At 44.6% G+C, this 22766-nt stretch carries 23 protein-coding genes; 8 read left to right on the forward strand and 15 right to left on the reverse strand.

The window, feature by feature from the left end; translation table 11 throughout:
- The first annotated feature begins 62 nt into the window (after nt 1-62).
- The 3 genes from R7D93_RS20340 (at nt 63) to R7D93_RS20350 (ending at nt 3504) form a co-directional block, all read left to right on the forward strand.
- The gene (locus tag R7D93_RS20340) at nt 63-677 is read left to right on the forward strand and encodes a PolC-type DNA polymerase III (RefSeq protein WP_047101483.1); all 615 of its coding nucleotides are present in this window, start codon (nt 63-65) and stop codon (nt 675-677) included.
- Nucleotides 678-850: 173 nt separating this feature from the next.
- Nucleotides 851-2611: an ABC transporter ATP-binding protein/permease gene (locus R7D93_RS20345; RefSeq protein ID WP_225495970.1), complete on the forward strand. Its 1761-nt coding sequence runs from the start codon at nt 851-853 to the stop codon at nt 2609-2611.
- 500 nt (nt 2612-3111) lie between these two features.
- Complete coding sequence (locus R7D93_RS20350) at nt 3112-3504, forward strand: hypothetical protein (RefSeq protein ID WP_005376463.1); 393 nt, start codon at nt 3112-3114, stop codon at nt 3502-3504.
- A 40-nt stretch (nt 3505-3544) separates the two neighbouring features.
- Here R7D93_RS20350 and R7D93_RS20355 read toward each other — a convergent pair whose 3' ends face one another.
- The 4 genes from R7D93_RS20355 to R7D93_RS20370 form a co-directional block, all read right to left on the reverse strand.
- Nucleotides 3545-4549, reverse strand: coding sequence for a metal-dependent hydrolase (locus R7D93_RS20355; RefSeq protein ID WP_225495972.1), 1005 nt, complete (start codon nt 4547-4549; stop codon nt 3545-3547).
- 328 nt (nt 4550-4877) lie between these two features.
- Nucleotides 4878-5336: an exoribonuclease R gene (locus R7D93_RS20360; protein WP_225495973.1), complete on the reverse strand. Its 459-nt coding sequence runs from the start codon at nt 5334-5336 to the stop codon at nt 4878-4880.
- Nucleotides 5337-5429: 93 nt separating this feature from the next.
- Nucleotides 5430-6458, reverse strand: a complete 1029-nt coding sequence (locus tag R7D93_RS20365; protein WP_213867688.1) for a phospholipase A — start codon at nt 6456-6458, stop codon at nt 5430-5432.
- A 185-nt stretch (nt 6459-6643) separates the two neighbouring features.
- A complete protein-coding gene (locus R7D93_RS20370) occupies nt 6644-7189 on the reverse strand; it encodes a DUF2938 domain-containing protein (RefSeq protein WP_213965842.1) in 546 nt (181 codons plus the stop codon).
- A gap of 84 nt (nt 7190-7273) precedes the next feature.
- Here R7D93_RS20370 and R7D93_RS20375 point away from each other — a divergent pair, with 84 nt between their 5' ends.
- The gene (locus R7D93_RS20375) at nt 7274-7681 is read left to right on the forward strand and encodes a helix-turn-helix domain-containing protein (protein WP_213965843.1); all 408 of its coding nucleotides are present in this window, start codon (nt 7274-7276) and stop codon (nt 7679-7681) included.
- A gap of 72 nt (nt 7682-7753) precedes the next feature.
- On the opposite strand, the gene def is transcribed toward R7D93_RS20375, so the two are convergent.
- The 5 genes from def to R7D93_RS20400 all read right to left on the reverse strand — a co-directional run bounded on the left by def (nt 7754) and on the right by R7D93_RS20400 (nt 13227).
- Nucleotides 7754-8260, reverse strand: a complete 507-nt coding sequence (gene def, locus R7D93_RS20380) for a peptide deformylase (RefSeq protein WP_017635324.1) — start codon at nt 8258-8260, stop codon at nt 7754-7756.
- Between the two features lie 234 nt (nt 8261-8494).
- Entirely contained in the window at nt 8495-8959 is a 465-nt protein-coding gene (locus R7D93_RS20385; RefSeq protein ID WP_017635325.1) for an ABZJ_00895 family protein, read from the reverse strand.
- A 537-nt stretch (nt 8960-9496) separates the two neighbouring features.
- The gene (locus tag R7D93_RS20390; RefSeq protein WP_213867684.1) at nt 9497-10942 is read right to left on the reverse strand and encodes an AGE family epimerase/isomerase; all 1446 of its coding nucleotides are present in this window, start codon (nt 10940-10942) and stop codon (nt 9497-9499) included.
- Between the two features lie 107 nt (nt 10943-11049).
- Complete coding sequence (locus R7D93_RS20395; RefSeq protein ID WP_213867683.1) at nt 11050-11592, reverse strand: AAA family ATPase; 543 nt, start codon at nt 11590-11592, stop codon at nt 11050-11052.
- A 291-nt stretch (nt 11593-11883) separates the two neighbouring features.
- The gene (locus R7D93_RS20400) at nt 11884-13227 is read right to left on the reverse strand and encodes a magnesium transporter (protein WP_033906508.1); all 1344 of its coding nucleotides are present in this window, start codon (nt 13225-13227) and stop codon (nt 11884-11886) included.
- Nucleotides 13228-13442: 215 nt separating this feature from the next.
- Here R7D93_RS20400 and R7D93_RS20405 point away from each other — a divergent pair, with 215 nt between their 5' ends.
- Nucleotides 13443-14318, forward strand: a complete 876-nt coding sequence (locus R7D93_RS20405) for a universal stress protein (RefSeq protein ID WP_053307641.1) — start codon at nt 13443-13445, stop codon at nt 14316-14318.
- A gap of 43 nt (nt 14319-14361) precedes the next feature.
- On the opposite strand, the gene R7D93_RS20410 is transcribed toward R7D93_RS20405, so the two are convergent.
- Together R7D93_RS20410 and R7D93_RS20415 are read right to left on the reverse strand one after the other, a co-directional pair.
- Complete coding sequence (locus R7D93_RS20410) at nt 14362-14751, reverse strand: MazG nucleotide pyrophosphohydrolase domain-containing protein (protein WP_225495975.1); 390 nt, start codon at nt 14749-14751, stop codon at nt 14362-14364.
- A 26-nt stretch (nt 14752-14777) separates the two neighbouring features.
- Nucleotides 14778-15206: a PaaI family thioesterase gene (locus R7D93_RS20415; RefSeq protein WP_213867681.1), complete on the reverse strand. Its 429-nt coding sequence runs from the start codon at nt 15204-15206 to the stop codon at nt 14778-14780.
- A gap of 211 nt (nt 15207-15417) precedes the next feature.
- On the opposite strand from R7D93_RS20415, the gene gloA reads away from it, so the two are divergent.
- Together gloA and R7D93_RS20425 are read left to right on the forward strand one after the other, a co-directional pair.
- On the forward strand, nt 15418-15804 hold the full coding sequence (gene gloA, locus R7D93_RS20420; protein ID WP_005388741.1) for a lactoylglutathione lyase: 387 nt from the start codon (nt 15418-15420) through the stop codon (nt 15802-15804).
- 11 nt (nt 15805-15815) lie between these two features.
- On the forward strand, nt 15816-16916 hold the full coding sequence (locus R7D93_RS20425; RefSeq protein ID WP_213867680.1) for an alkene reductase: 1101 nt from the start codon (nt 15816-15818) through the stop codon (nt 16914-16916).
- 117 nt (nt 16917-17033) lie between these two features.
- Here R7D93_RS20425 and R7D93_RS20430 read toward each other — a convergent pair whose 3' ends face one another.
- Nucleotides 17034-17309, reverse strand: coding sequence for a nitrogenase-stabilizing/protective protein NifW (locus R7D93_RS20430; protein WP_017820985.1), 276 nt, complete (start codon nt 17307-17309; stop codon nt 17034-17036).
- 241 nt (nt 17310-17550) lie between these two features.
- Between R7D93_RS20430 and R7D93_RS20435 the strand changes: the two genes are divergently transcribed.
- Nucleotides 17551-19401, forward strand: a complete 1851-nt coding sequence (locus tag R7D93_RS20435) for an acyltransferase family protein (protein ID WP_213867679.1) — start codon at nt 17551-17553, stop codon at nt 19399-19401.
- 79 nt (nt 19402-19480) lie between these two features.
- On the opposite strand, the gene R7D93_RS20440 is transcribed toward R7D93_RS20435, so the two are convergent.
- The 3 genes from R7D93_RS20440 to katG form a co-directional block, all read right to left on the reverse strand.
- Complete coding sequence (locus R7D93_RS20440; RefSeq protein ID WP_005376497.1) at nt 19481-19951, reverse strand: RES family NAD+ phosphorylase; 471 nt, start codon at nt 19949-19951, stop codon at nt 19481-19483.
- Between the two features lies 1 nt (nt 19952).
- Nucleotides 19953-20405, reverse strand: coding sequence for an antitoxin Xre/MbcA/ParS toxin-binding domain-containing protein (locus R7D93_RS20445; protein WP_005376498.1), 453 nt, complete (start codon nt 20403-20405; stop codon nt 19953-19955).
- Between the two features lie 165 nt (nt 20406-20570).
- Complete coding sequence (katG, locus tag R7D93_RS20450) at nt 20571-22745, reverse strand: catalase/peroxidase HPI (protein ID WP_161441489.1); 2175 nt, start codon at nt 22743-22745, stop codon at nt 20571-20573.
- Between the last annotated feature and the right edge of the window lie 21 nt (nt 22746-22766).

Here is a 22766-nt window from a genome sequence, read left to right on the forward strand (position 1 = left end):
CCTTTCTTTTTCTGTCGCTTTCGATAATACTCTTGCGCAATATTACTCAGCTGGAAAATTTTATGCCTCAAGCAAACTCTGTGGTCGTACTCGACTTTGAAACCACAGGTCTCTCTCCTACTTTAGGTGATCGCGCAATAGAAATTGGTGCAGTAAAGTTAGTCAATGGCGAGGTTGTCGATAGTTTTCAGCAACTCATGAATCCCGGTTTCAGAGTGAGTTCTTTCATTGAGAACTACACCGGCATTACCAACAATATGTTGCGATCGGCACCAAGCTGCGAAGAGGTAATAGCGTCATTTAGTGAGTTCATTGCTGGCGAGAACCTTATCGCTCACAACGCGTCCTTCGATAAACGATTTTTAGATGCAGAGCTTGAACGAATCAACTGTGGTTATTCGGGTGAGTTTGCTTGCTCCTTACTGGTAGCAAGACGGCTCATTCAAGAAGCCCCATCACATAAGCTAGGTGAACTTGTTCGCTATAAAAATATCGACAACGACGGTGTTTTCCACCGTGCACTAGCCGATGCGCAAATGACAGCCAAGCTTTGGCTCTTAATGGTCGAAGGGATAGAAAACTCAGGCGTCGAAAAACCAAGTTTTCAGTTGATGCAAACAGTTAGTAAAACAGCCAAAGGAAAAGTCGACCTGCTACTCGCCAAAAGCCGTGCGTAACCCCCTCCGAACTAAAAGCTGATTCTAGTCTCTTCGACGTTTAAGTGATTTTCGATATACATGCGATATTGGTTATCCCAGTGAACTTCCTAATCCGAAAGCGGTAGTTCGCTGGTCTCACCAACCAAACTGGCTTACTATGCCAGGTACCTAAAACGCTTTGTGAGTCACTCATGAGCAGAAAAAATAACAAAAATCTCAGCATTCTTCTTAAACTCAACACCTTTATTGCACCGTATAAATGGCGGGTTGCGGCGGCCTTGGTTGCCCTTGTCGCGACAGCAAGTTTGACGTTATCCGTTGGCTATGGAGTACGCATACTTATCGACCAAGGGTTTGCACAGCAATCATTGCAAGAGCTTACCAATGCGATTCAGTTTATTGTTGGTGTCACACTGTGTATTGCCATTGGGACGTTCTTTCGCTTCTACCTTGTATCTTCGGTGGGTGAGCGTGTCAGTGCGGATATTCGCCTTGCGGTGTTTAACCATGTGATTACGCTGCATCCGAGCTATTTTGAGACCAACAGTAGCGGCGATATTATGTCGCGCCTGACTACCGATACCACGTTGCTGCAAAGCATTATTGGTTCATCGTTCTCGATGGCGATGCGTAGCGCTTTGATGTGCTTTGGTGCCATCATAATGTTGTTTGCCACCAACGTTAAGCTCACGCTGATTGTGCTAGCTTCTGTGCCTTTGGTTTTGGTTCCGATTTTGTTTTATGGACGACGCGTGCGTGCTCTCTCTCGCCAAAGTCAGGACTCAATGGCCGATGTCGGAAGCTACGCTGGAGAAGCGATAGAACATATTAAAACCGTGCAAAGTTTTAGCTCAGAGTCGCATGAACGAGCGGCTTTCGCTGTCGAGGTGGAAAAAGCTTATGAAGTAGGCAGACAGAGAGTAAAACAGCGTGCGATCCTGATATCAGGCGTTATTGTGATTGTGTTCAGCGCGATTTCAGGCATGCTTTGGATAGGCGGCAGCGATGTGATTCACGGAAAAATGTCTGCGGGTGACCTAGCCGCATTTGTGTTTTATGCCATTATGGTTGCCTCATCGACTGCAACCATTTCCGAAGTCATGGGTGAATTGCAAAGAGCCGCAGGTGCTACCGAACGGCTGATTGAGATCCTTCAAGTAGACAGTGATATTAAAGCGCCAAGCAACCATTTACCTGTCCGTTCCGACATGCGTGCTGAGGTTAACTTTAAATCGGTGAGTTTCAACTACCCTTCTCGCCCAAATCAACCAACTATCAAAGAGTTAAACCTAACCGCTGATCAAGGAAAAGTGTTGGCGTTGGTCGGCCCTTCTGGTGCAGGTAAAACAACACTATTCGAACTGCTGCAACGATTTTATGACCCACAGCAAGGGCAAGTGTTGTTTGGTGGTGAAGATATTCGACAGTTCGACCCAAACGAGCTTCGACGTCAAATGGCGCTCGTACCACAACAACCAGCGCTGTTTAGCCATGATGTTTTTCATAATATTCGCTACGGTAATCCTGAAGCGACGGATGAACAAGTTATCGAAGCCGCGAAAAAAGCCCATGCCCATGAGTTTATTGAGAAGCTTCCCGAAGGCTATCACAGCTTTTTAGGCGAGCGCGGCGTTAGGCTATCGGGCGGACAAAAGCAGCGCATTGCGATTGCTCGCGCGATTCTAAAAGATCCAAAAGTCTTACTGCTAGACGAAGCTACCAGCGCCCTTGATAGTGAAAGTGAACATCACGTTCAGCAAGCACTTGAAGCTCTAATGAAAGGACGCACAACGCTGATTATTGCTCATCGTCTTTCGACTATCCAACATGCGGATAAAATTGCGGTGCTCGACAATGGCGAATTAGTCGATGTTGGTAACCACCAATCATTAATGCAAAGCTGTGAGTTGTATCAGCGACTTGTGGCATTGCAATTTAAGCACTTGGAGTAACGTCTAGTTAAGCGTTCAAAAGTAAGTAAAGGCGAACAAAGTAATTTAATAACAATAGCTTAACGATGTTTTTGTATCAGTCCCGTGAGCCCTGGCGAGACTAGGGATCTGATAGCAGTGCGCTGAGTGGTTAATGAGATAATTTAGACCATGAAGAGCTAGAATAGAAGATCCCACATCATGTCCCATCGTCGCTGTACAAGGTGACGAAATACAAAAGATGCCACTCGCAGTTAAACGAGCGGCATTAAACCAAGCAGCTCGCCTTTTAACAAAGGAATTCCAGTAAGAATCCAGTAACCAGCGTATTCTCCCTTCAACTAGAAACACTCGTTCACAACTACTATATAAAACCCAATAAACTTCATTTGTAACAATTCAGGTTTCAAAAATAGGAAATCATTACTGAAAAAGTTTACCGCGTTTTGTGTTGCTATCTATGGTTACAATGTTTGAGACATCAATGCCTTCAAACCAAGCAACACAAAAGCGGCACCGATATGAACAGCGAAGCGAAACAACTATTTTCTTATCTATGTCAGCGATACGATGCGCTTTCTCAAGAGCTTGAGTCTCGCCCTTTTCCTGAATTTTCTGAGACTATTACTCATCCTCTTGGGCACTGTTTAGTCCGTTGCCCAGCAGGTAGCCAACGCTTTTCTATTGTAGCAGTCAACTTTGCACCCTCCGTTCGCGGGCAAGGCGTGCTTACTGCATTTATCGACTACATCAAAAGCAATCCATACCACTACCAAGGTGTTGAGGTTGCAATCATTGAAAACAAGAACTTAGCTAAACGACTTTTGTCTCTTGGCTGGAAGTACAAGTCCCTGTTTGGCAAAATTTTCTTCGCTAGCAAGCCGACCCTAGTAAAGGACTTTCAGTCTGCGTAATAGTTATTACGAAACCGCATCGACATCCAAAGTAAAACCATCACTCAAAATCCGTAAGCATGTTGAAAAAAACTTGGCGATCTTCTGCAGTTCTTCCTCGATGAGCAGTGTATTCAACGTGCGCGTCTGCGCTGGCTTTTGGGGATAGATTGATGCCCCATAACGCATTAATTTGGTTTGGTACGATGGAATAACGCATATCAACAATTCGCATTTCATTATTCGGATCCTTCGCTACAAAACCGTTTGAAAACCAACGGAAACGTTCGATGTCTTTTGCTTGTTGCGAGTGCGGGTTTAGCCACGGAAATTGCTCTTTTATATTTAACTTTGGAGTAGATTCGCCGGGGTAAATTTTTATTGAACGCCCTACCCTTACCGCATCTACATAGTAGTTATCTTCCGTTTCATAAATCAGCTTCCAAACCAAAAGGTTGCTAAAGCTTGGTTTGGCTTTTAACTGTATAGCCTTGTGTTGTCGCTCTTTGACGATTTCCCAACCAGCTGCTTCTGCTCTATCTCGTTGTATCGTTCCAAGGCTTAGGTAAGCCAGACACCATAAAAATGCAATTCGGGCATAGCTTGGGCTTCGCTTCAGTGCAGCAAACAAAAGCAATGTTAAAATAGGGAGTGTGAAAGCGGGGTCGATTACCGAAATAGTGTTCCAAGCATAACGCGTGTTGCTTATCGGCCATAGAAGCTGTGTTCCATAACTGGTGCATGCGTCTAATAACGCATGGGTACTATAACCAAGCGCACAGTAAAGCCAACTCTGCCGGAAGCTTAGTCCTCGCTTCTTTGCGAACAACGGATACAACAATAAAGCACAAATGAAACTACCAAACGGGATAAACAAGAGCGAGTGAGTAAATTGGCGATGGTATTCCAAATACAGCAAAGGATCAGTTGAAGAACGGATGAGTACATCTAAATCCGGAGCCATCCCAGAGACCACACCCAACACGCCAACAACTGCAAGGTTTCGCTTGTTGCTCACGGCCAGTGGCAAAGTTGCACCCAATAAACCTTGCGTTAACGGATCCATCGTTCACTTCCTTTAGATAGATGAAGCTCAGCTGGAAAGCGTACACGCTCAATAGTCGGTTCCAATTTAAAAACCAGAAGGTTCTTCGACATAAGTTATCCGCATTTTAGTGGAAAAGAATACACGACTTAGTCATGCATTTGCTTGTTTAGCAACAAACACCTTGATTTAGTGTAAGAAGGAATCACGCCGTTCGCTAGTGAACGAACAAATCTGAGTCTAGGCTTGTTTGGTATTTCAAACCCGAAGGTTTATCTGACGCGAAAAAACAAGGCGAACCAAATGGCTCGCCTTGTTTCTAATTTACTGAACGATAAACGGCAGGCGTTTAGTCTTGAGGATTCTCTTTCGCGTTGATTTCAGCGTAAGTGTGTAGCAGCTCCGTCAATGTTTTTACCCACGCAAAAACATCCGAAGGTACATTTTCGATTAGTTTTTCCACTAGAGCACAGTGTGTTTCTAACGTGATGGCCTCTTCCAAACGGAATGAGATCGCGTAGAAATGCCAAAGCACCAATCGCGTCATTCGCTCGCTATTTTGCTTTGCGTTTTCTGAGTCATCAAACGCTTGTTGAATTTCACTCAGTGCGATTGCTGTCATGCGTAGCATTGCATCAAGACGTGCAGACAACATGCGGTCTTCACTATCCACTTCTTCTTGATCAAAAGTGAACAGCTCATTCATCACGTCTTCTGGCACCATTTTACTGATCATACGAGCACTAAACTCTTCCAGCTCATGGCGAGGCATAGTTACAAGACAATCGAAGGTGTAATCACGAAGCATAAAATCACTCTAGGTTAGAAATCAATTTCAGCCTCGCATTCTAAATATTGAAATTTCAATTGCCAGTGTTAATTTCTATCCATCTACGAAAAACTACAAAACACCGTTGATTGCAATACCAACACCAATCCGCTGCTGATTATGATCATAGTCGATCAAGCTCTTACCATAACCCGCTGAGTATTGTGCGTACCCCTGAACTTTGCCCCAAATCGGAAATGACACACCCAGTTCTGCAAAACCCTTATGTGTTTGAAAGTTCTGGCGACCTAAAAAGGTAAACTCGTAACCATTCCACTTGTAAGCACTCGATAGCTCAAAGTGTCCCATATAGTCTTCGATATCCGGGTTATCATCACCTTTGGGATCATTAGGCGATGTCTTTTCATCTTCAGGTATACGCCACCAAGGCTGGATAGAAACCGCAAAATTGTCTTTTGCAAAGGTTAAGTTGGCATAGACACGGTTCCAACTGCGCGATAGCTCCTGTCTCTGACCGTTAGACTCATGTTCAATACCAAAACCTAACCAAGTCGAACCATCAAGTGGTTTCCAGTCTGTTGGGGTGTAGTAAAAAAGCTCTGGACGATAATTGGTTTCACGGAATGGACGAGATGCTGCACCCGTGTATACCTGCCAAAATGATTTAAGAGTCATTCCAAAAAACAGACCATCGCCATCAAACAACAAGTCATCATAGTTCATTGGTACTTTAAAACTGATTTGGAACTCCGCCTCTTCCTTACGCAGTTCATCGCCGTATTTGGTGTCGGCATACGCGCGTTTATTTACACGATCACTGTATGTAAACGGAAGAATATAGTTAACGCGATGCGCGACCAGACTAAACGGTTCGAACGCGTTTTCTCGTTCTGATTCCAAACGCTTGTCGACCAAACTTTCCTGAAGTTCTTCAGGCTCTTCAATTTCTGGATCAGCGGGCACTGTGCTGGTTACTGTGTCAAGCTCACACTGCCCGCGAATGCTCTTTATGGTTTCCTCACCTTTGCTTTGCTTTATTTTGTCTAACAAGCATAAATCATAAGCACTGGCTGTTTCTCCCATCGCAACTGGCGCTGCCAATAAACTCAGTATTGATATCCCTGCCACTTTTGAAGCCATCTGAAACCCTTAATATTCTTTATGTCAAACCAGATAATTTTAGTTTTTCTTGGTAAACCGCTTGCCATTCTGACGTTAAGGCTATGTTAAATGTCCGCCGACTTTACGTCTTGGATAAATGCAACAGACTTTAGACATATCGGTCAACTATGATCAAAGCGCAAAAAACAACCAAGAGTTGAGCATCATAGATAAAAACCACTCGTTTGCATGATGCTCATGCTCTCTATGCAAAAATACTGGCTCGTAACTTTGATTGCAAACCCGGCTATGAATAAACCCAAACCATAACCCAAATGCGCCAATGTGCTAAGAAAACGGGCTTTCCAAGGTGTTGGGGTTTTACTCGCAGCAAAACCAAATCCTAGACAAGGTTGAATGACCAAAAATGGGAAGATCAACGTTACCACGCCTGTAATTAAGCTGGGCATTAGACTGGGCTCTACCAACCAATGATGACCAAAAACAGTAACGTGAGCCAAAGCGAAAGTAACGCCGATGGCATAATGAAAAAACCAGCCCAGTGACTTTTCTCCCGGCATCGCCTCTGACGCCATAATTGGCGCATGCATAAACTTTCCTTGGGGCATGTACAAAACCCAGCGCGCAACCAACGCATAGTTTAATGAAGGAATACCAAACACTCTCCTTTGTAACCATGCCCATAAATCCATTATCAAAGTGGCACCAATCCCTATTAGCACCGCTTGCAATCCCATTAAAAGCAGCATTTTTCTCTCCTCAAGTTTTTGATTTGTTAAGGTCTTAGTTGCATGCTACAACTTAAAGCCAACTTGAAGTCAATGGGGAATAATATGGATATTGCAGAAGTGGTTAGAACATCAGGATTGCCGACTTCAACGCTCAGGTACTACGAACAGCTGGGGTTAATTCGCTCGATAGGAAGGAATGGATTGAGACGCCAATATTCACCAGAGGTACTCAATACACTCAATTTAATTAGTTTGGGGCGTATCGCTGGAATATCGCTTAACGAAATGGCAGAAATGTTGAATCAATCAGAAGTTTCAAAGCCATATATCGATCGTGACTTACTAACGAAAAAGGCACTTGAGATTGATGAGCAAATAAAACGTTTGAAAGCGGTACGAGACAGCCTAAACCATGTTGCCACCTGCCCTCATGAGTCACATATGGACTGTTCTTCATTTCAAAGGCTTATGAAGGTCGTAAAGCGTTATGTCCCCCAAAAGCAGAGATAAACCGCTCTCACTACCGTCCTATTCTTAATTTAAAAGGAAGTAACTCGACATGGAGGGTTACTTCCTCTCATATTACTTAGCTTTCGCTTTTACGTACTTCTTCACTTTTTTCATCGCCATTTTTTGCTTCAGCGGTGAAAGGTAATCAATGAACAAGTTACCAGATAGGTGATCAATTTCGTGCTGCATCACAATCGCCAAGAACTCATCGCTCTCGATTGTAATCGGGTTGCCATCACGGTCTAGTGCAGAAACAACAACTGACGTGTAACGCTCTACATCTGCGTAGTACTCAGGAACAGATAGGCACCCTTCTTGACCAAGTGCTTTGTTTTCTCCGCTCACCACTTCTGGGTTAACCAAGATTAAAGGATCATTGCGTTCGTCAGAGATATCGATGACAACAACCGCCTCTTTTCTGCCTACTTGGGTTGAAGCTAAACCGATACCATTGCCCGTTGCGTAAAGTGTTTCTAGCATATCGTCTATCAGCGTTTGTACTGTCGATACATCAGTGACTTTTTCTGCTTTTACTTTAAGCCTTGGGTCTGGAATGGAGAGAATTTCGAGGACTGCCATACTTACCTTTCATATCTATAAATCGTAATTCGTGGCGAATTATACACACGTTTCTCGATACATAAACCTGCTAAGCAATCTTGCGCACAAGGCATAAACCATTAACTCAAACTACAACACAATAAATGGGTTTGCCTTTTAGACAAAAAATCCTACAAACAGGAAACTAAAACGCCAGCACATTATGGCTGACGTCTTGTCATGATCCTAATTGAATCGTTTGTTGTATTTTATCTACTGACTTTCCTTGGCTTTGAGTAATACTCTAATCGCCATTTTCTCACCACTTTTTAAAATTAAGTAGGCGATGCCAATCGTTATTAGCATTATGATAGCAATAAAAATACTTACCCCACCGAGCTCAGATAATAAATAAAACGGAGAAATATCTAACGACATTAAGATAAGAGAGAACACTACCAAACTTGCTAAAGTCCACAGTAAAACAGCATACCATCTTGTTTTTGATGGCATTACATCTCCAGTCTTGTAGCCGAAGTAATAACCAACACTCATGGCTGGGATTAACGTGCTAAGAAAGCCTGTACCACTCATTTCTATCCCAACAATATATTCAATGGCCAACAGCAATGCAGCCCAACAAACGGACGCCAGACACAACAGAGACGTAACAAGAAGTACCGATGGTGGCTGGTTTATTTCTGATTCTGAATAGTTATTTTTTAATTCCACTTTCATTTCTTTCCATTTATTTGAATAAAATAAGCGTTTTAGATCATGCTTCCGCTTGGACAACCTAGAGAAACAACACCACAAGAAATACAACTTGTAGCTTTTTAAATAGTTTTATTTTCATTTAACCTAGATTCCAACTAACTGTTATTTTTAATAACTAAACCCTCTCTCTCAAATTGTATATTCAATAAGTTTACTCATATGGGTCTAGTGCAACCATGTTAATACGTTCTATGTATCAGGAACAATTCATTTATTTCCAATGACACTAGTGAGATTATGCGACGTGATTGGAATCTCACTTAAGTTTTCATGGATCTATCGCGCTGAAAATTGAAGCCTCTACCTGTCATAGAATAAAAAGCTGTCAAAACCAGTGGTTCTGACGGCTTTTTGTAAGCGCCCCGTGGGCATTACCTGCACCATCATTGCTTGAAGCTTATCTAGTGACAGACCTAGATAGCTAATAGTCGCACTTGCTGTCGGAGGATTTTATTGGCTTTTACGCGGACTTTAACCAACACATCACCATCGACCAACCTAAGGTCGAATATTGGTGAATGTCGCGATGGTGACTCCATCACTTTGTGACGACAACGATTTTACGTCTGCGCTAAAGTAATACGGATTAAGTGGCATTTTGCTCTCTGCTGGTCGCGCGTAGTAAAGCTTGGCAGGCTGTTTTGCCATTTGTTGCGCGTACAAATACCCGACCAACGCATGTTCAAACTGGTGGTAACCATTTCCCCAATGGAACGCTTTGGTTGATTTAGGACTCAGACCGACTCCTCCATATTGATGATCCACCCATACGTCCATAAAAGTGGGTAACGTGTATTGAAGCGTTTCTTTCATCGAACCATCGACAAGAGAAACTGTCATTGCCGCTTGATCGAGCTCTGCCCATTCCCAAGACGAGCTATAGTGCTTGTATGGTCTTGATTGCCAAGCAGGAATGCTCTCTTGCGTCCATTTACTCTGCCATTCTGGTGAGAAAAGCGCTTTGACTTGCTCAAAGTTTTGCTGGTATTGCGCTTGCTTAAGCGTGTGTTTCATTCCTTTGAAACCAAACTCTGTCCAATTGGAATTTTCCAACAACTGACCAGTGAGATACGTCATCCAATACGCTTTGATGGTGTGTCCAAAATCATTGTGTTTCGCATCTGGCATCATTACCGCTTTGTGGTGTATCGCGCCATAAAAGCGCTGCTCTTTGACGGAATAGTAGTTATCTAGCATCACTTGCGTCAGCCATTGCAGATCTTGCTTCCACTTGGCTTGCGCTGGCGGTGGTAAAAGTGGCGTCATTAACAACAGGTAGCCATTAATTTGGTCAAGTTGAGCGACTAACTCTTGCTGCTTCTCACTTTCCCCATCACCATCTTTCAAAACCCACGCCAGACCGCGATCATCGCTTCGTCGGTATTGTTTAAATATAAACGCTTGCTGGTCGATAAGCGCTTGTTCGACCTTTGGGTCTTGCGTTAAGTAGTAGTACATCGCCAACCCCACCAAAGCGTAAGCTTGGTCTTGAGAAGTTCGTTGTTGCCACTTCATCCCCGGTTTTCCACTACGCGTAAAGCTCACAAAGCCGCCGTTTTTCTCATCTTGTAGGTGATCAATCAGGTAATAAGCCCCTTTCTTTGCCAGCTCTAATGCTTGCTTGTCACCCGTAAGATGAAAAAGCACGCCATAAGCGTAAGTTTGGCGCGATTTCATGCGGGTGTATTCGCGATCGAAGTGCGGGCTAATCCACCCTTTGTTTAATTCTTCACACGGCTTTTGTGGGTCGAGAATGACACCGTTATCACAACGAAATGTCGGAAAATTCCCCGCAGGTTGCCCATGCGCGCTTTCCATCATCCAATATGGGGCTAGGCCATTCGTCACATGGTTTAACCAATCATCCCCCGAAGGCAGGTCTACATCAGCAAAGCTGCTCATGCTCGTCGTTGCGAGCAATAAGGTAAGATATTTAAAAGACATAACACTCAATTAAGTTATTGAATTTTATCCAGTATAAATAACTCCCTTTACGCATATTGTTGTCGTGCTCACAATCGCCTTACGCATTTGTTTGCATCAATCATCTTTCAGCCTTGTTCGATAACTGAGCCGAGAATAAACGCTACTCTGTCTTCGACTGATATTTTGGGCACTTCGATCAATTGATAACCAAACTTGTGGTATGCATCGACCATCTGTTGATACGTGGCGACCGCTTCAGAAAAATCTTGCTTTCGCTCTTCGTCGTTGCTGAATATCGACGTCCACGGTGGAAAAATGAACACTTGAGAATGATAACGAAGCATCTGGCAATGCGTGATGAGCTCATGCGAGATTGGAAGTTGTTCCAACTTACTGTAGCCATATACGTCCACAATACTGCGATCAAAAAACACATTCCCTTGGTGGACATTGAAAGCTCGGTAATTGCTCACTTCTGCCTTCATCATTTCGTCTCGAAAAGCTTGTTTGTCATTCCAAGGTAATGCTGAACCGTGATTGGCAACCTGCGTTTGTATTATTTGACGGCCGGTTTCTGGCGCGCAGATAAAGCCTTGTGTTTTTAGTTGTTCGATAACCGAGGTTTTTCCTGCACCGGGACCACCAGTGAATACGATGAGTTTATTCAAAATTGTTTCCTTATTTTTTTGTTTGAGTGAAGTAATGCGTGTACAGCCAAGAAAATTGGCATCATCTGGCGTTTGAAATTGGCATTTGGCACGCCAGCGTTAAGCGAGATCGGTAGTGGGAAATTTGGGGGAATAGTACTGGGCAGTGAAGAGATATACAAAGTAAGAACCGAAACGACGTGTTCATCGGTTATGGAAAACGGAGGAATGCTGAGCGAAGCAAGCTCGCCCAAAATACTGGGTTGGGAAATGGTGCGATTGGTTCTGCTGGTTAACGCGTCAATTGGATATCTATATCAAGAAAATGGCACCTAAGCCTAAGAACGCAAAGAAACCAACGACATCGGTAACGGTCGTCAATACTACCGAGCCAGCCACGGCGGGGTCAATGTTAAACTTCTTCAACGTGAATGGTATCAACGTACCCGATGCCGCGGCCGCCAAACTATTGAGGAAAATGGCACAACAGATAATAAGCGCCAATGGCCAAGAGTCAAACACCATGTAGACGACACCCGCGATGACTAATCCCATGATCAAGCCATTAATGGTGGCGATTTTTAATTCCTTATTCACCAATAGCTTCAAGTTACTTTGGTGCAAGTGGTTCAATGCGATACCCCGAATGGCCACCGCTAAGGTTTGGCTACCCGCGATGCCGCCCATGCTCGCCACGACAGGCATTAAGATCGCAAGCGCAACGACTTGCTCGACCACATTATCAAAAAGCCCAATGATGGCGGAGGCTACGAAAGCGGTCAGCAAGTTAATCACCAACCAAAGTGCTCTTAGCCTTGTCGCCACGCTTAATGGTGTGAACAAATCTTCTTCGCTTCGTACGTTTTCTGCCACTACAGCTTGTAGGCTGAGTTCGCGCAACGTAATCGCAATGGTCGCCATCGACAAGACGCCCATAATTTTGCCACCAGCCATGATAGGAAACCAATGTGCTCCACCATCAATCGAGACTTGTTTGCTGACGCTTTGAATCGTTTGAATATCTTCTAGAATTGGCGTAACTACGGTCAAGTCGGTAAGTTTGATATGATTCTCGTGCAGCAACAGGGTTTGCGGCTCTATCGTACCAATCACACCACTTGCATCACGCACAATAATCAACCGCACTGGACTTTGCCCACGTTTTAGCAGCTCGGTTTTGATGCCTCCTACGCTGTTTTTAGGGTTTGCGACCAGAAAGTGAGGCTCGGCATAACGTCCAACTTTGTTGTCTTCATACGACAATGCTTGTTGGATATGCGCGACAGACTCTTCACTTTGATCAATAAGGTATTCATCTACAAATTCGGTCGGTAGAAAGTCCGCAAAGATGATCAGTTCAGAATCAGTTATGTACGCCAAGCGTTCATGTTGTAAGTCTTTATTGAGTGATTGATGAATGTGCTTGGCGGTGTCGTATCGGAGCAAATTTAATACCGTCCAATACTTCTCAGGCGGCACTGCTTCTATGACACGCTTACGGTAAGCAATGTTGACCGATTCCAAAATGTTCGCAATCTGTGCTTCTTGATAGTCTTTCAAAAAGCTCAAGTCTTCGGTCGATTCTATCGCTTTAATGATCTCAGCAAGCAAATGTGGCACTTTGCGGTTAATTTGCAATTGGTTGGAATCTATCATTACTTTTACCTATAGCTTTCACTACCACATTCGCCGCATTGACGATATGTGCTATCCGAAGGCATGAATTCTTGATGTTAAAATTCTAGGCGATAGTTGACTTAATTGCGGAATTTATATTTCGCTCGCAGAAACAAAACGCCTCTGCATCAGTTCATGGTATAGACTTGAATGTGTGTCAGGCTCATTCGCCTTGTTTGATAATGGAGTAATCAATGGCACCTGTATTTTTTCTGACTCAGCAGGCCGCCTTACCAAGTCGTAAGGTGCTTCGTAAAGTGATTCAATTTTCGACAGCGTTGGCTCAGCCTATTGTGGTTTTAGTGGAAGACCATCGCCGAAGTGAAGATCACGCATTCGCTCATTTTCTCAGTTTCAACTCTGACCATATAGAAAAAAGACAAGCTGAGTTTGAATCTTGGACCTTAAAGTTCAACGCATTAATTGTCGAACTTTGTGAAGAAGAAGAGCTTGAAACGCCAACGCTCTCTTACGAGCATTTCAAAGGGAGTCATTGGGTTGAGCAAGTTACGAAACGGCTTGTTGACCACACTGACTTACTGCTCGTGGGACACTTTAACAAACACGAGATTCAAACGATGCTCACAGAACTAGCACAACAAGATTGCGACTTGTTGCTACTGAGTGAGCGTTCATGGCCTTCTCACGCCAACATGCTTTGTGCAATCGACCCACTTCATCGAGGGGATGAAAAGTCGATAGTAGATAAAGCCATCGTCTCGCGAGGCTCAAAATTGGAACAAACCTTAAGCGGGAAAATGACGCTCGTTTACTGCCGATACGTCGCGCCATACCTCTCTCGCTATCGTGCAGAGATATTAAGCAACCAAAAAGCAGGCATTACGGACTTTATTACTGCGCAAAAGTTAACTCGAGTACCACTACTGCTGCCAGAAGGAAACCCTGAAACGGCGTTACCAAAAGCAGTTAAGCAATCACAAGCAGCGATTTTGATTATGGGGGCATGTAAACGAAGCATGTCATCTCAATTTTGGTCTGGCAGCACTGTAGACACGTTACTTGATCAACCACCTTGTGACCTACTGTTGGTCAACAGTTCCAAGGGCTGACTAGGTATTCCCTATTGACCAACCCTTTCAATACCAAGCGCAGTTATTGGCTCTTTACATCTTCTAACTGCGCGGCTTCATGCTCTGCGTTCAAGGCTTGTTTCTGCTGCTGTTTTATCTCATCCCAACTGCGTCCCGACTCAATCGCAGGTACACGCTGATCGTATTTGTTGCAGGCTCTTTCGAGTACTTTCTCAGGATCTATGCCCTTTTCTCTTTCCAGCGCTTTTAATACGTTAAGATAGTTCCACAACACATCGCCTAACTCGTCTTCCAAATGACAAAGGCGATCCTCACGAATCTCTTCGCGGACTTCATCAACTTCTTTGCCAATGGCCTCCAGATAAGTCTCTACGCCTTTAAACCAAGTGTTGGTTTGGTCATATTGAGATTTTCTCGTCGCAATTGCATACAGCTCATCAAATTTCTTCATTGCCTCTCCGTAGAACACGTTTTTATTTATGCCTTTTTAGGACGAATAAACTTCCCTTTAGCCGTCACTCTAACTTCGCTTTCGACCCGCAATTGAGCCACCAGTTGATATATACCGCGTCGTTCACCTTCACAGTGTGCAGTAATCGTGACTCGATCATCTAACTGAATAGGTGCATGGTAGCGCACATCCAACTGCGCCGTAAGGGCTTGAATGTCTCTAGATAACAAACAATGCGTCATTGCACCATCGAGAAGCGAACTGGCAATACCACCATGCAACAGGTCTGTGTAACCTTGATAACGCGGTAAAACGTGAAACTCTCCGACAACAGAACCATCGGCTAGGTATTGGTAGTTCACGGCCAAAGAGTTCGGATTCACATTAATTGAAGAACAAACCGCACATTGATGATGAGATTCGTGAGTGTAATGACAATAGCTGTTTGTAGACATGATAGTTACTCGGTTTCTCAAAAGAGTAATTAGCATATGCCAACAATTAAAAAGAAACGGCGAGTAATCTTTGTTTGCATGTTGCAGGGCCAGCAACCTCGCTTTTCATAACACTAAATAATCATTTTAATAATTAACGATAATTTCCAGTTTATTTAGAGTGGCGATATGGTTTGCATAGTGATTACGCAACGTTATGAAAAGGCGACTTATGAAGTTTCTCCACACGATGATCCGTGTAGCTGACCTAGACAAATCTATCGAATTTTATACAAAAGTTCTGGGAATGAGTGTTTTGGATCGTTTTGAAAACCAAGAATACCGTTACTCACTGGTGTTTGTTGGTAACACTGATCAACCAGATGGCGCGACCATCGAGCTAACTTATAACTGGGATACCGACAGTTACGACTTGGGTAACGCATTCGGACACATGGCACTGGGGTCTGAAGATATTTACGCCGCTTGCGAAAAAATTAAAGCGCTTGGTGGCAACGTTACTCGCGAGCCAGGTCCAATGAAAGGCGGAGAAACTCACATCGCGTTCATTAAAGATCCCGATGGTTACCAAATCGAACTCATCCAAACTCACAAATAACGAGGTTTCCTATGACAGACGCATTATTTCAACCCATTCAACTTGGCTCTCTCTCATTAAAAAACCGTATCGTTATGCCTCCGATGACGCGCTCTCGTGCTTCTCAACCAGGCAATATCGCTAACGACATGATGGCGACCTACTATGCTCAACGTGCTGAAGCGGGCCTAATCGTTGCTGAAGGCACACAAATTTCGCCAATGGGTCAAGGCTATGCATGGACACCAGGCATTTACAGCCCAGAGCAAATTGCTGGCTGGAAAAAAGTAACTGATGCAGTGCACGAGAAAGGCGGCACTATCTTCGCGCAATTATGGCACGTTGGACGTGTGACTCACCCTGATAACATTGGCGGTGAGCAACCTATTTCTTCTTCTGCGCTAAAAGCAGAAAACGTGAAAGTATTTGTCGATAACGGCACAGACGAACCGGGTTTTGTCGACGTGGTTGTGCCTCGTGAAATGACCAAACGAGACATCAAGAACGTTATTGAAGAGTACCGCCAAGCCGCACTAAACGCGATAGAAGCCGGATTCGATGGTATCGAACTTCATGCAGCGAATGGCTACTTGGTCAACCAGTTTATCGATTCTGAAGCGAATAACCGCACCGATGAATACGGCGGCTCAATTGAAAACCGTCTGCGTTTTCTTGGTGAAGTGGTAGAGGCTATGACGCAAGCTATTGGCGCAGAGCGTGTTGGTGTTCGTCTTGCACCATTCACTTCGTTAAATGGCACCGTTGATAGTACGCCAGTCGAAACCTACACCGCCGCTGCAGCGCTGCTTGATAAACTCAATGTGGTTTACATTCACATTGCAGAAGTGGATTGGGACGACGCGCCAGACACTCCGCACGACTTTAAAACCGCAGTTCGTGAGGCGTATAAAGGCACACTGATCTATGCCGGTCGTTACAACGCAGAAAAGGCGCAACACGCGATTGAAAGTGGTTTAGCCGACATGATTGGCTTTGGCCGTCCGTTTGTTGCAAACCCAGACTTACCAAGCCGCATCAAGCATGGCTATCCGCTGGCAGAACATGACCCTGCCACATTGTTCGGCGGCGGTGAAAAAGGCTTGGTGGACTACCCTGCGTATCACGCGGGTTAATTCATCTACGTAAAGCTGATTCGTAACTCGCGACAAACCAATAGCGAAACCAAAAGAACCTTGCTCTTCCCCCTGTGACACCAAGATGCAGGGTTCTTTTTAGGCAAGCCACCAGAATTAACGTCTTTGACAAGATGTACAACCTCGGCACGCAGAGCGCGTCGTTTTACTGAGCAAACTGCGTTGTACTTTACAGTAAGCATTCTTTAAAGCACGACGACCTGAAAACCAATCATCCGGTTTAGTGAGGATTAAGTAGCCGTGAAACCTCTTAACCAACTCGGTTCGATTGTTTTCGATAAATCGGCTATCAAACTCGATGTCGAAGTAATTCAAAGCCTCTTCGATACAAGTAAAGCTGGCAATTTTTTCCTGAATCGTATTCTCTGTCATCGTTTCTTTAGCGTAATCATTTTCAATGAAGTCTAAGTGCCTCGCGCTTTACGTTCTTTGATTTAGCGCTTCTTAAGATCATTCTTTATGGGGTTTCCATATTGAAATTCAATTTGGGAATTCGTTAACCCACCTAGCATTTTCATTTTGACAATCAATTTAAGGTACTGATTTAAATAAATATTATTTCTGGTTCATATTTTGCTCTACTTCATTAAACGGAATGTTGGAGCAACACGATATGACTTACAGAGCAGAAGTAGACGGATTAAGGGCGATTGCTGTCACGTTGGTGATTTTGTTTCATGCAGGAGTTGAGCAATTCGCTGGTGGCTTTATTGGCGTCGACGTGTTTTTTGTGATCAGCGGCTATTTGATCACCACCATCGTGATTAACGACTTAGAAAACCAGAAGTTCAGCCTTGGTGATTTTTATGAGCGACGCATTCGTCGCATACTCCCCCTCTTACTGGTGGTGATCGCCGTCAGCTATTTGATGTCTTGGTGGCTATTTTTGCCGCAAGCACACAAAGACGTTGGTCAGTTTGCAGTATCTTCCATTCTTTCCTCATCCAACATTCTTCTGTATTTAAAAGGCCACAATTACTTCGGTTTAGAAGATCAAGCCAACCCGCTGTTTCACACTTGGAGCTTGGGCGTTGAAGAACAATACTACATTGTCATTCCTTTGCTACTCATGCTACTCGCTCGTGGCAAAAACGCGTTTTACCTGACTTTTTTCATCGCGATATTTGCGCTGAGTTTGATGACTATTGTCTACGCGAGCAACGATCCTGATTTCGCTTTTTACATGATCTTCTCTCGTGCTTGGGAACTGGCAACCGGTTCATTACTCGCATTAGTGATGAGAAAAGTCCAAGTTCAATCTAACGATACGCTGGCAACCATTGGCATCGTTTTGATATTGGCTTCCGCGCTTTTGTTTGAAAAATCGCAAGATGGTGCGGGCATTACGCTGCTGGTGCCGGTCATCGGTAGCGCGTTGGTGATTTTGTTTGCCTCTAAAGACAATGTCTGCGGTAGATTACTGAGCCTAAAGTGGGTCGTGTTCGTCGGCTTAATCAGCTACAGCTTATACTTGTGGCACATTCCATTATTTGTCTTTTACCGCTACGTGTTGGATGCAACACAAGACATCAATATCCCACTTTACGTTGTCACTCTTTTTGTACTTTCTTACTTCACTTGGCGCTTTATTGAAAAGCCGTTCCGTAGCCGAAAAGCCATGAGTATGCGCACTGCGTCCGTGGTTATTGTGTTGTTGACGTTGCCCTTGCTAACGTTCGGCGTTATCGGTCATAAAAACGGTGGTTTTCCAGAAAGAAGCGCATTTTTCGAGGCCATGCGCGTTAACAACGGTTATGGTTTAGATTGCAACGGCAACACCAACGTTAACGATGTGTGCTCGTCTGCGCCGCAGCCCGACATCGCTGTGTTAGGCAATAGTCACAGCATGGTTTACGTGAAGCGTCTATCCGAAGTAACACCAACTGGCGTGGTGCAACTTACTCAAGATTCCTGTGCGGTCGGTTATGTCGACACCATCAAAGGTGCTGGCTCAGTTCCTTGCCGACAGTTCTTCAATGAGGCTGTCGATACAATTCTAAGTACCCCTTCCATTCGTCGCGTTGTTATCTCTTCTAATTTCAATAAAGAGCTTTCACAAGCCGATTATGAAGCATCATTAACCAAATTATTGAATGAACTGAAAGGAAAGGAAGTGGTCGTTTTCGGTCCAACCCCTTCTGCACCGTTTGCGGTAGGAGAATGCCTTTGGAAAGCGCGTTTGTTTGGCGAGACAGAAGAGTCTGCCTGCGACTTTTCTCCCAAACAACATCACCCTCAAAACGTGGCGAAGTTAGTGAACTACTTTGAGCAATTTGAGCACGTTGAGTTTGTCGACTTGACCGATGCCATTTGCAGAAATGGCGTATGTCGAATGAGAGTTGGAGCAAACAATGCGATGTATACGGATGACAGCCATTTATCTTACAAAGGTGCTGAGTTGGTGCTTGGGCATTACCTCAACACTACAAATGAAGCGCAACAGTTCACTTACGATCGACAATAACCAAGGAAATAAACTTTTATGCTTCAGCGCTTATCTCAGGTAAGCGCTGAATGCTTTAAAGCAAGACAAAGCTAGGCGTCTATTTGAAAATGCGCGGATCAAACGCGAAATCGAGCTTTTCGGCTTTCTTGATGATCTCTTTCATTTTGGGATGATTTGGATTCACCACGTAGTTTTTATCACGAGGTGAAATCGTTGAAGGCACTTGCAGCGCGGCAAACTCTGGATGAGGATCATTGAGAAACTGATCACCAATGTACTGCGTAGACTCGCTCGCCGGTATTGCTCGCCACGTCACAGGGAGATCTTCTTCATCTAAGGTGGCGATGAGGTATTCTGGCATTTCAATACGATATAAATCGTAAAGTTTGGTGATAGCAGGATCGTTGTTTACGTGAACAAACACTTCCAACGAACAAAGGGATTCCGATTCAGAGAAGTAGAGGGCTTCGGTTCCTTTTGAGTTCCATCGCCCTCCAAATAACTTTGCGCCAACGGGGCTGAATGGCGTGTCAGCAAATTTCTTTTGTGTGAGACGATAGAGCTTCATATTACGAGAATACCCCGTGCTCTAAACGGCCGATCAAATCTTTTACGATTTCAAAATCCACCGTGGTCGAGACCATATCAAGTGGACGTTTTCCACCTAAGCCATACACATTCTCTCTCATCCATTTTAACGCGCGCTCTTCGTCGTCAAACAGTTCTGTCGCGAGTTTCAATAACATCGCTAATCGATAGATTGCATCACTTTCTTGCGTATTGAAGCGCTCATCGTTTTTTAGACGACGCTTGACCGTGCTGACAGGTATCAATGTGACGTTTTGAAACTCACTCTGAGAAAGCTTCACACGCTCAACAATATTGCGATACACCTTTGGCTCAAAGCCTTTGTGAACCGCATCAGTGCGACCTGTTTCAGCGTCTTCAATACCCAACATAAACCAGAAATTGGCTTTATGAGGTTGTTTCGGTTTGAAGCTTTTTAATGCTGCAGTTGCCATATCAAGCTCCTATGGTTCATATGGTCCAGTTATTATGGTTCAAATGAGCTTAATTTTCAATCAAAGTAACAATCAAAGTAAAAAGATAGGTAAAGAAAAAGGCGAGCTTTTCGCCCGCCTCTCTTACTTATTCATCAACCCATCTACCGACAGGCATCGTTTCACTTATTGCAAGTCAAAACGATCCGCGTTCATGACTTTCGTCCATGCGGCGATGAAGTCATGGATGAATTTTTCCTGATTATCATCTTGCGCATACACTTCCGCATACGAACGCAGGATCGAGTTTGAACCAAAGACAAGATCCACTCGAGTAGCCGTCCACTTCACAGCGTCGGTTTTACGATCACGGATTTCATATTGATTAGCACTCACTGGTTTCCACGTATATGCCATGTCAGTAAGGTTCACGAAGAAATCATTCGACAAAGTGCCGACTCGCTCAGTAAATACGCCCTCTTTTCCACCGCCGTAGTTACTGCCTAGAACGCGCATACCACCGATAAGTACCGTCATTTCTGGCGCCGTTAGCCCCATAAGCTGAGCACGATCTAATAAAAGCTCTTCTGGCTTAACCGCGTAGTCTTTCTTCAACCAATTTCGGAAACCGTCAGCGACAGGCTCAAGAACTTCGAATGATTCAACATCCGTCATCTCTTGGGTGGCATCACCTCGGCCTGGCGCGAATGGCACACATACATCATGACCTGCGGCACGCGCAGCCAGTTCAATACCTACGTTCCCAGCAAGCACGATAGCGTCTGCAACACTACAGCCCTCTTCTGCTGCTATTTTTTCTAACACCGCAAGAACACGGCTTAGACGTTCAGGTTCGTTCCCTTGCCAATCTTTTTGTGGAGCCAAGCGAATTCTCGCGCCATTTGCACCGCCTCGGCGGTCAGAGCCACGGTAGGTACGCGCACTATCCCACGCCGTACTTACTAACTCACTAATGGATAGGCCACTTGCTTCAATTTTTGTTTTCACTAAATCGACATCGTAGTCTGTCTTACCTGCGGGCGTTGGGTCTTGCCAAATAAGATCTTCGCTTGGCACATCAGGGCCGAAATAACATGATTTTGGTCCTAGATCGCGGTGTGTCAACTTAAACCAGGCACGAGCAAAAACGTCATCAAAGTACGCAGGGTCATTTTGGAACTTTTCTGCAATCTTACGATATTCAGGGTCCATTTTGAGCGCCATATCGGCGTCGGTCATGATTGGATTGTAGCGCTTAGAACCGTCTTCAACATCGACAGGCTTGTCTTCTTCTTCAATGTCGATTGGCTCCCATTGCCATGCACCTGCTGGGCTCTTTTTCAGTTCCCAGTCATACTTAAATAGTAGGTGGAAGTATCCGTAGTCCCATTGTGTAGGGTGTGTTGTCCAAGCACCTTCAATGCCACTCGTTACCGCGTCACGGCCAATGCCACGTGTTTTGTGGTTAATCCAGCCAAGACCTTGCTCATGAACGTCTGCTGCTTCGGGCTCTGGGCCAAGGTTTGCGGCATCACCATTACCATGACACTTACCCACCGTGTGACCACCAGCTGTGAGCGCGACGGTTTCTTCATCGTTCATTGCCATTCGCGCAAAGGTCACTCGCATGTCATGTGCTGTTTTGAGAGGATCTGGGTTACCGTCTACCCCTTCAGGGTTCACATAGATAAGACCCATCATTACCGCAGCAAGCGGGTTTTCTAAATCTCGCTCACCAGAGTATCGGCTGTTATCAGCGTCACTTGTGGCTAACCATTCTTGCTCAGACCCCCAGTAAGTGTCTTTTTCTGGGTGCCAAATGTCCTCTCGTCCAAACGCAAAGCCAAAGGTCTTAAAGCCCATGGATTCGTACGCCATGTTACCGGCAAGGACAATCAGGTCTGCCCAACTTAGTTTGTTGCCATATTTTTTCTTGATTGGCCATAAAAGGCGTCGAGCCTTATCGAGGTTGGCGTTATCTGGCCAAGAGTTGAGAGGAGCAAAGCGTTGGTTGCCTGTAGCAGCACCGCCACGGCCATCCGCAATACGATAACTGCCCGCTGCATGCCATGCCATTCGGATCATTAAACCACCGTAGTGTCCCCAGTCGGCAGGCCACCAGTCTTGGCTATCAGTCATTAAATCTTTTAAATCTTTTTTAAGTGCTTCGACATCTAGCTTTTTCAGTTCTTCTTTGTAATTAAAGTCCTGACCAAATGGGTTGGTTTTGGAGTCGTGTTGATGCAGGATGTCTAAGTTCAAGGCATTCGGCCACCAATCCATCACCGACTTATCTGTAGATGTTTGCCCACCATGCATAACTGGACATTTACCTACCGAACCGCCGTTTGCTTTGCTCATATAATGCTCCTTCGTGTCGTG

This window comes from Vibrio sp. YT-15 (assembly GCF_033337445.1).
Classification (GTDB): domain Bacteria; phylum Pseudomonadota; class Gammaproteobacteria; order Enterobacterales; family Vibrionaceae; genus Vibrio; species Vibrio alginolyticus.

Bases quoted from the DNA above. Each gene is read 5' to 3' on its own strand.
- R7D93_RS20410 (WP_225495975.1), bottom strand. From the start codon at position 14,751: ATGAAGAAATTTGATGAGCTGTATGCAATTGCGACGAGAAAATCTCAA.
- R7D93_RS20405 (WP_053307641.1), top strand. From the start codon at position 13,443: ATGGCACCTGTATTTTTTCTGACTCAGCAGGCCGCCTTACCAAGTCGT.
- R7D93_RS20425 (WP_213867680.1), top strand. From the start codon at position 15,816: ATGACAGACGCATTATTTCAACCCATTCAACTTGGCTCTCTCTCATTA.
- R7D93_RS20350 (WP_005376463.1), top strand. From the start codon at position 3,112: ATGAACAGCGAAGCGAAACAACTATTTTCTTATCTATGTCAGCGATAC.
- R7D93_RS20355 (WP_225495972.1), bottom strand. From the start codon at position 4,549: ATGGATCCGTTAACGCAAGGTTTATTGGGTGCAACTTTGCCACTGGCC.
- def (WP_017635324.1), bottom strand. From the start codon at position 8,260: ATGGCAGTCCTCGAAATTCTCTCCATTCCAGACCCAAGGCTTAAAGTA.
- R7D93_RS20370 (WP_213965842.1), bottom strand. From the start codon at position 7,189: ATGCTGCTTTTAATGGGATTGCAAGCGGTGCTAATAGGGATTGGTGCC.
- R7D93_RS20445 (WP_005376498.1), bottom strand. From the start codon at position 20,405: ATGGCAACTGCAGCATTAAAAAGCTTCAAACCGAAACAACCTCATAAA.
- R7D93_RS20375 (WP_213965843.1), top strand. From the start codon at position 7,274: ATGGATATTGCAGAAGTGGTTAGAACATCAGGATTGCCGACTTCAACG.
- R7D93_RS20345 (WP_225495970.1), top strand. From the start codon at position 851: ATGAGCAGAAAAAATAACAAAAATCTCAGCATTCTTCTTAAACTCAAC.
- R7D93_RS20440 (WP_005376497.1), bottom strand. From the start codon at position 19,951: ATGAAGCTCTATCGTCTCACACAAAAGAAATTTGCTGACACGCCATTC.
- R7D93_RS20390 (WP_213867684.1), bottom strand. From the start codon at position 10,942: ATGTCTTTTAAATATCTTACCTTATTGCTCGCAACGACGAGCATGAGC.
- katG (WP_161441489.1), bottom strand. From the start codon at position 22,745: ATGAGCAAAGCAAACGGCGGTTCGGTAGGTAAATGTCCAGTTATGCAT.
- R7D93_RS20435 (WP_213867679.1), top strand. From the start codon at position 17,551: ATGACTTACAGAGCAGAAGTAGACGGATTAAGGGCGATTGCTGTCACG.
- R7D93_RS20400 (WP_033906508.1), bottom strand. From the start codon at position 13,227: ATGATAGATTCCAACCAATTGCAAATTAACCGCAAAGTGCCACATTTG.
- R7D93_RS20365 (WP_213867688.1), bottom strand. From the start codon at position 6,458: ATGGCTTCAAAAGTGGCAGGGATATCAATACTGAGTTTATTGGCAGCG.
- R7D93_RS20360 (WP_225495973.1), bottom strand. From the start codon at position 5,336: ATGCTTCGTGATTACACCTTCGATTGTCTTGTAACTATGCCTCGCCAT.
- R7D93_RS20430 (WP_017820985.1), bottom strand. From the start codon at position 17,309: ATGACAGAGAATACGATTCAGGAAAAAATTGCCAGCTTTACTTGTATC.
- gloA (WP_005388741.1), top strand. From the start codon at position 15,418: ATGAAGTTTCTCCACACGATGATCCGTGTAGCTGACCTAGACAAATCT.
- R7D93_RS20415 (WP_213867681.1), bottom strand. From the start codon at position 15,206: ATGTCTACAAACAGCTATTGTCATTACACTCACGAATCTCATCATCAA.
- R7D93_RS20340 (WP_047101483.1), top strand. From the start codon at position 63: ATGCCTCAAGCAAACTCTGTGGTCGTACTCGACTTTGAAACCACAGGT.
- R7D93_RS20385 (WP_017635325.1), bottom strand. From the start codon at position 8,959: ATGAAAGTGGAATTAAAAAATAACTATTCAGAATCAGAAATAAACCAG.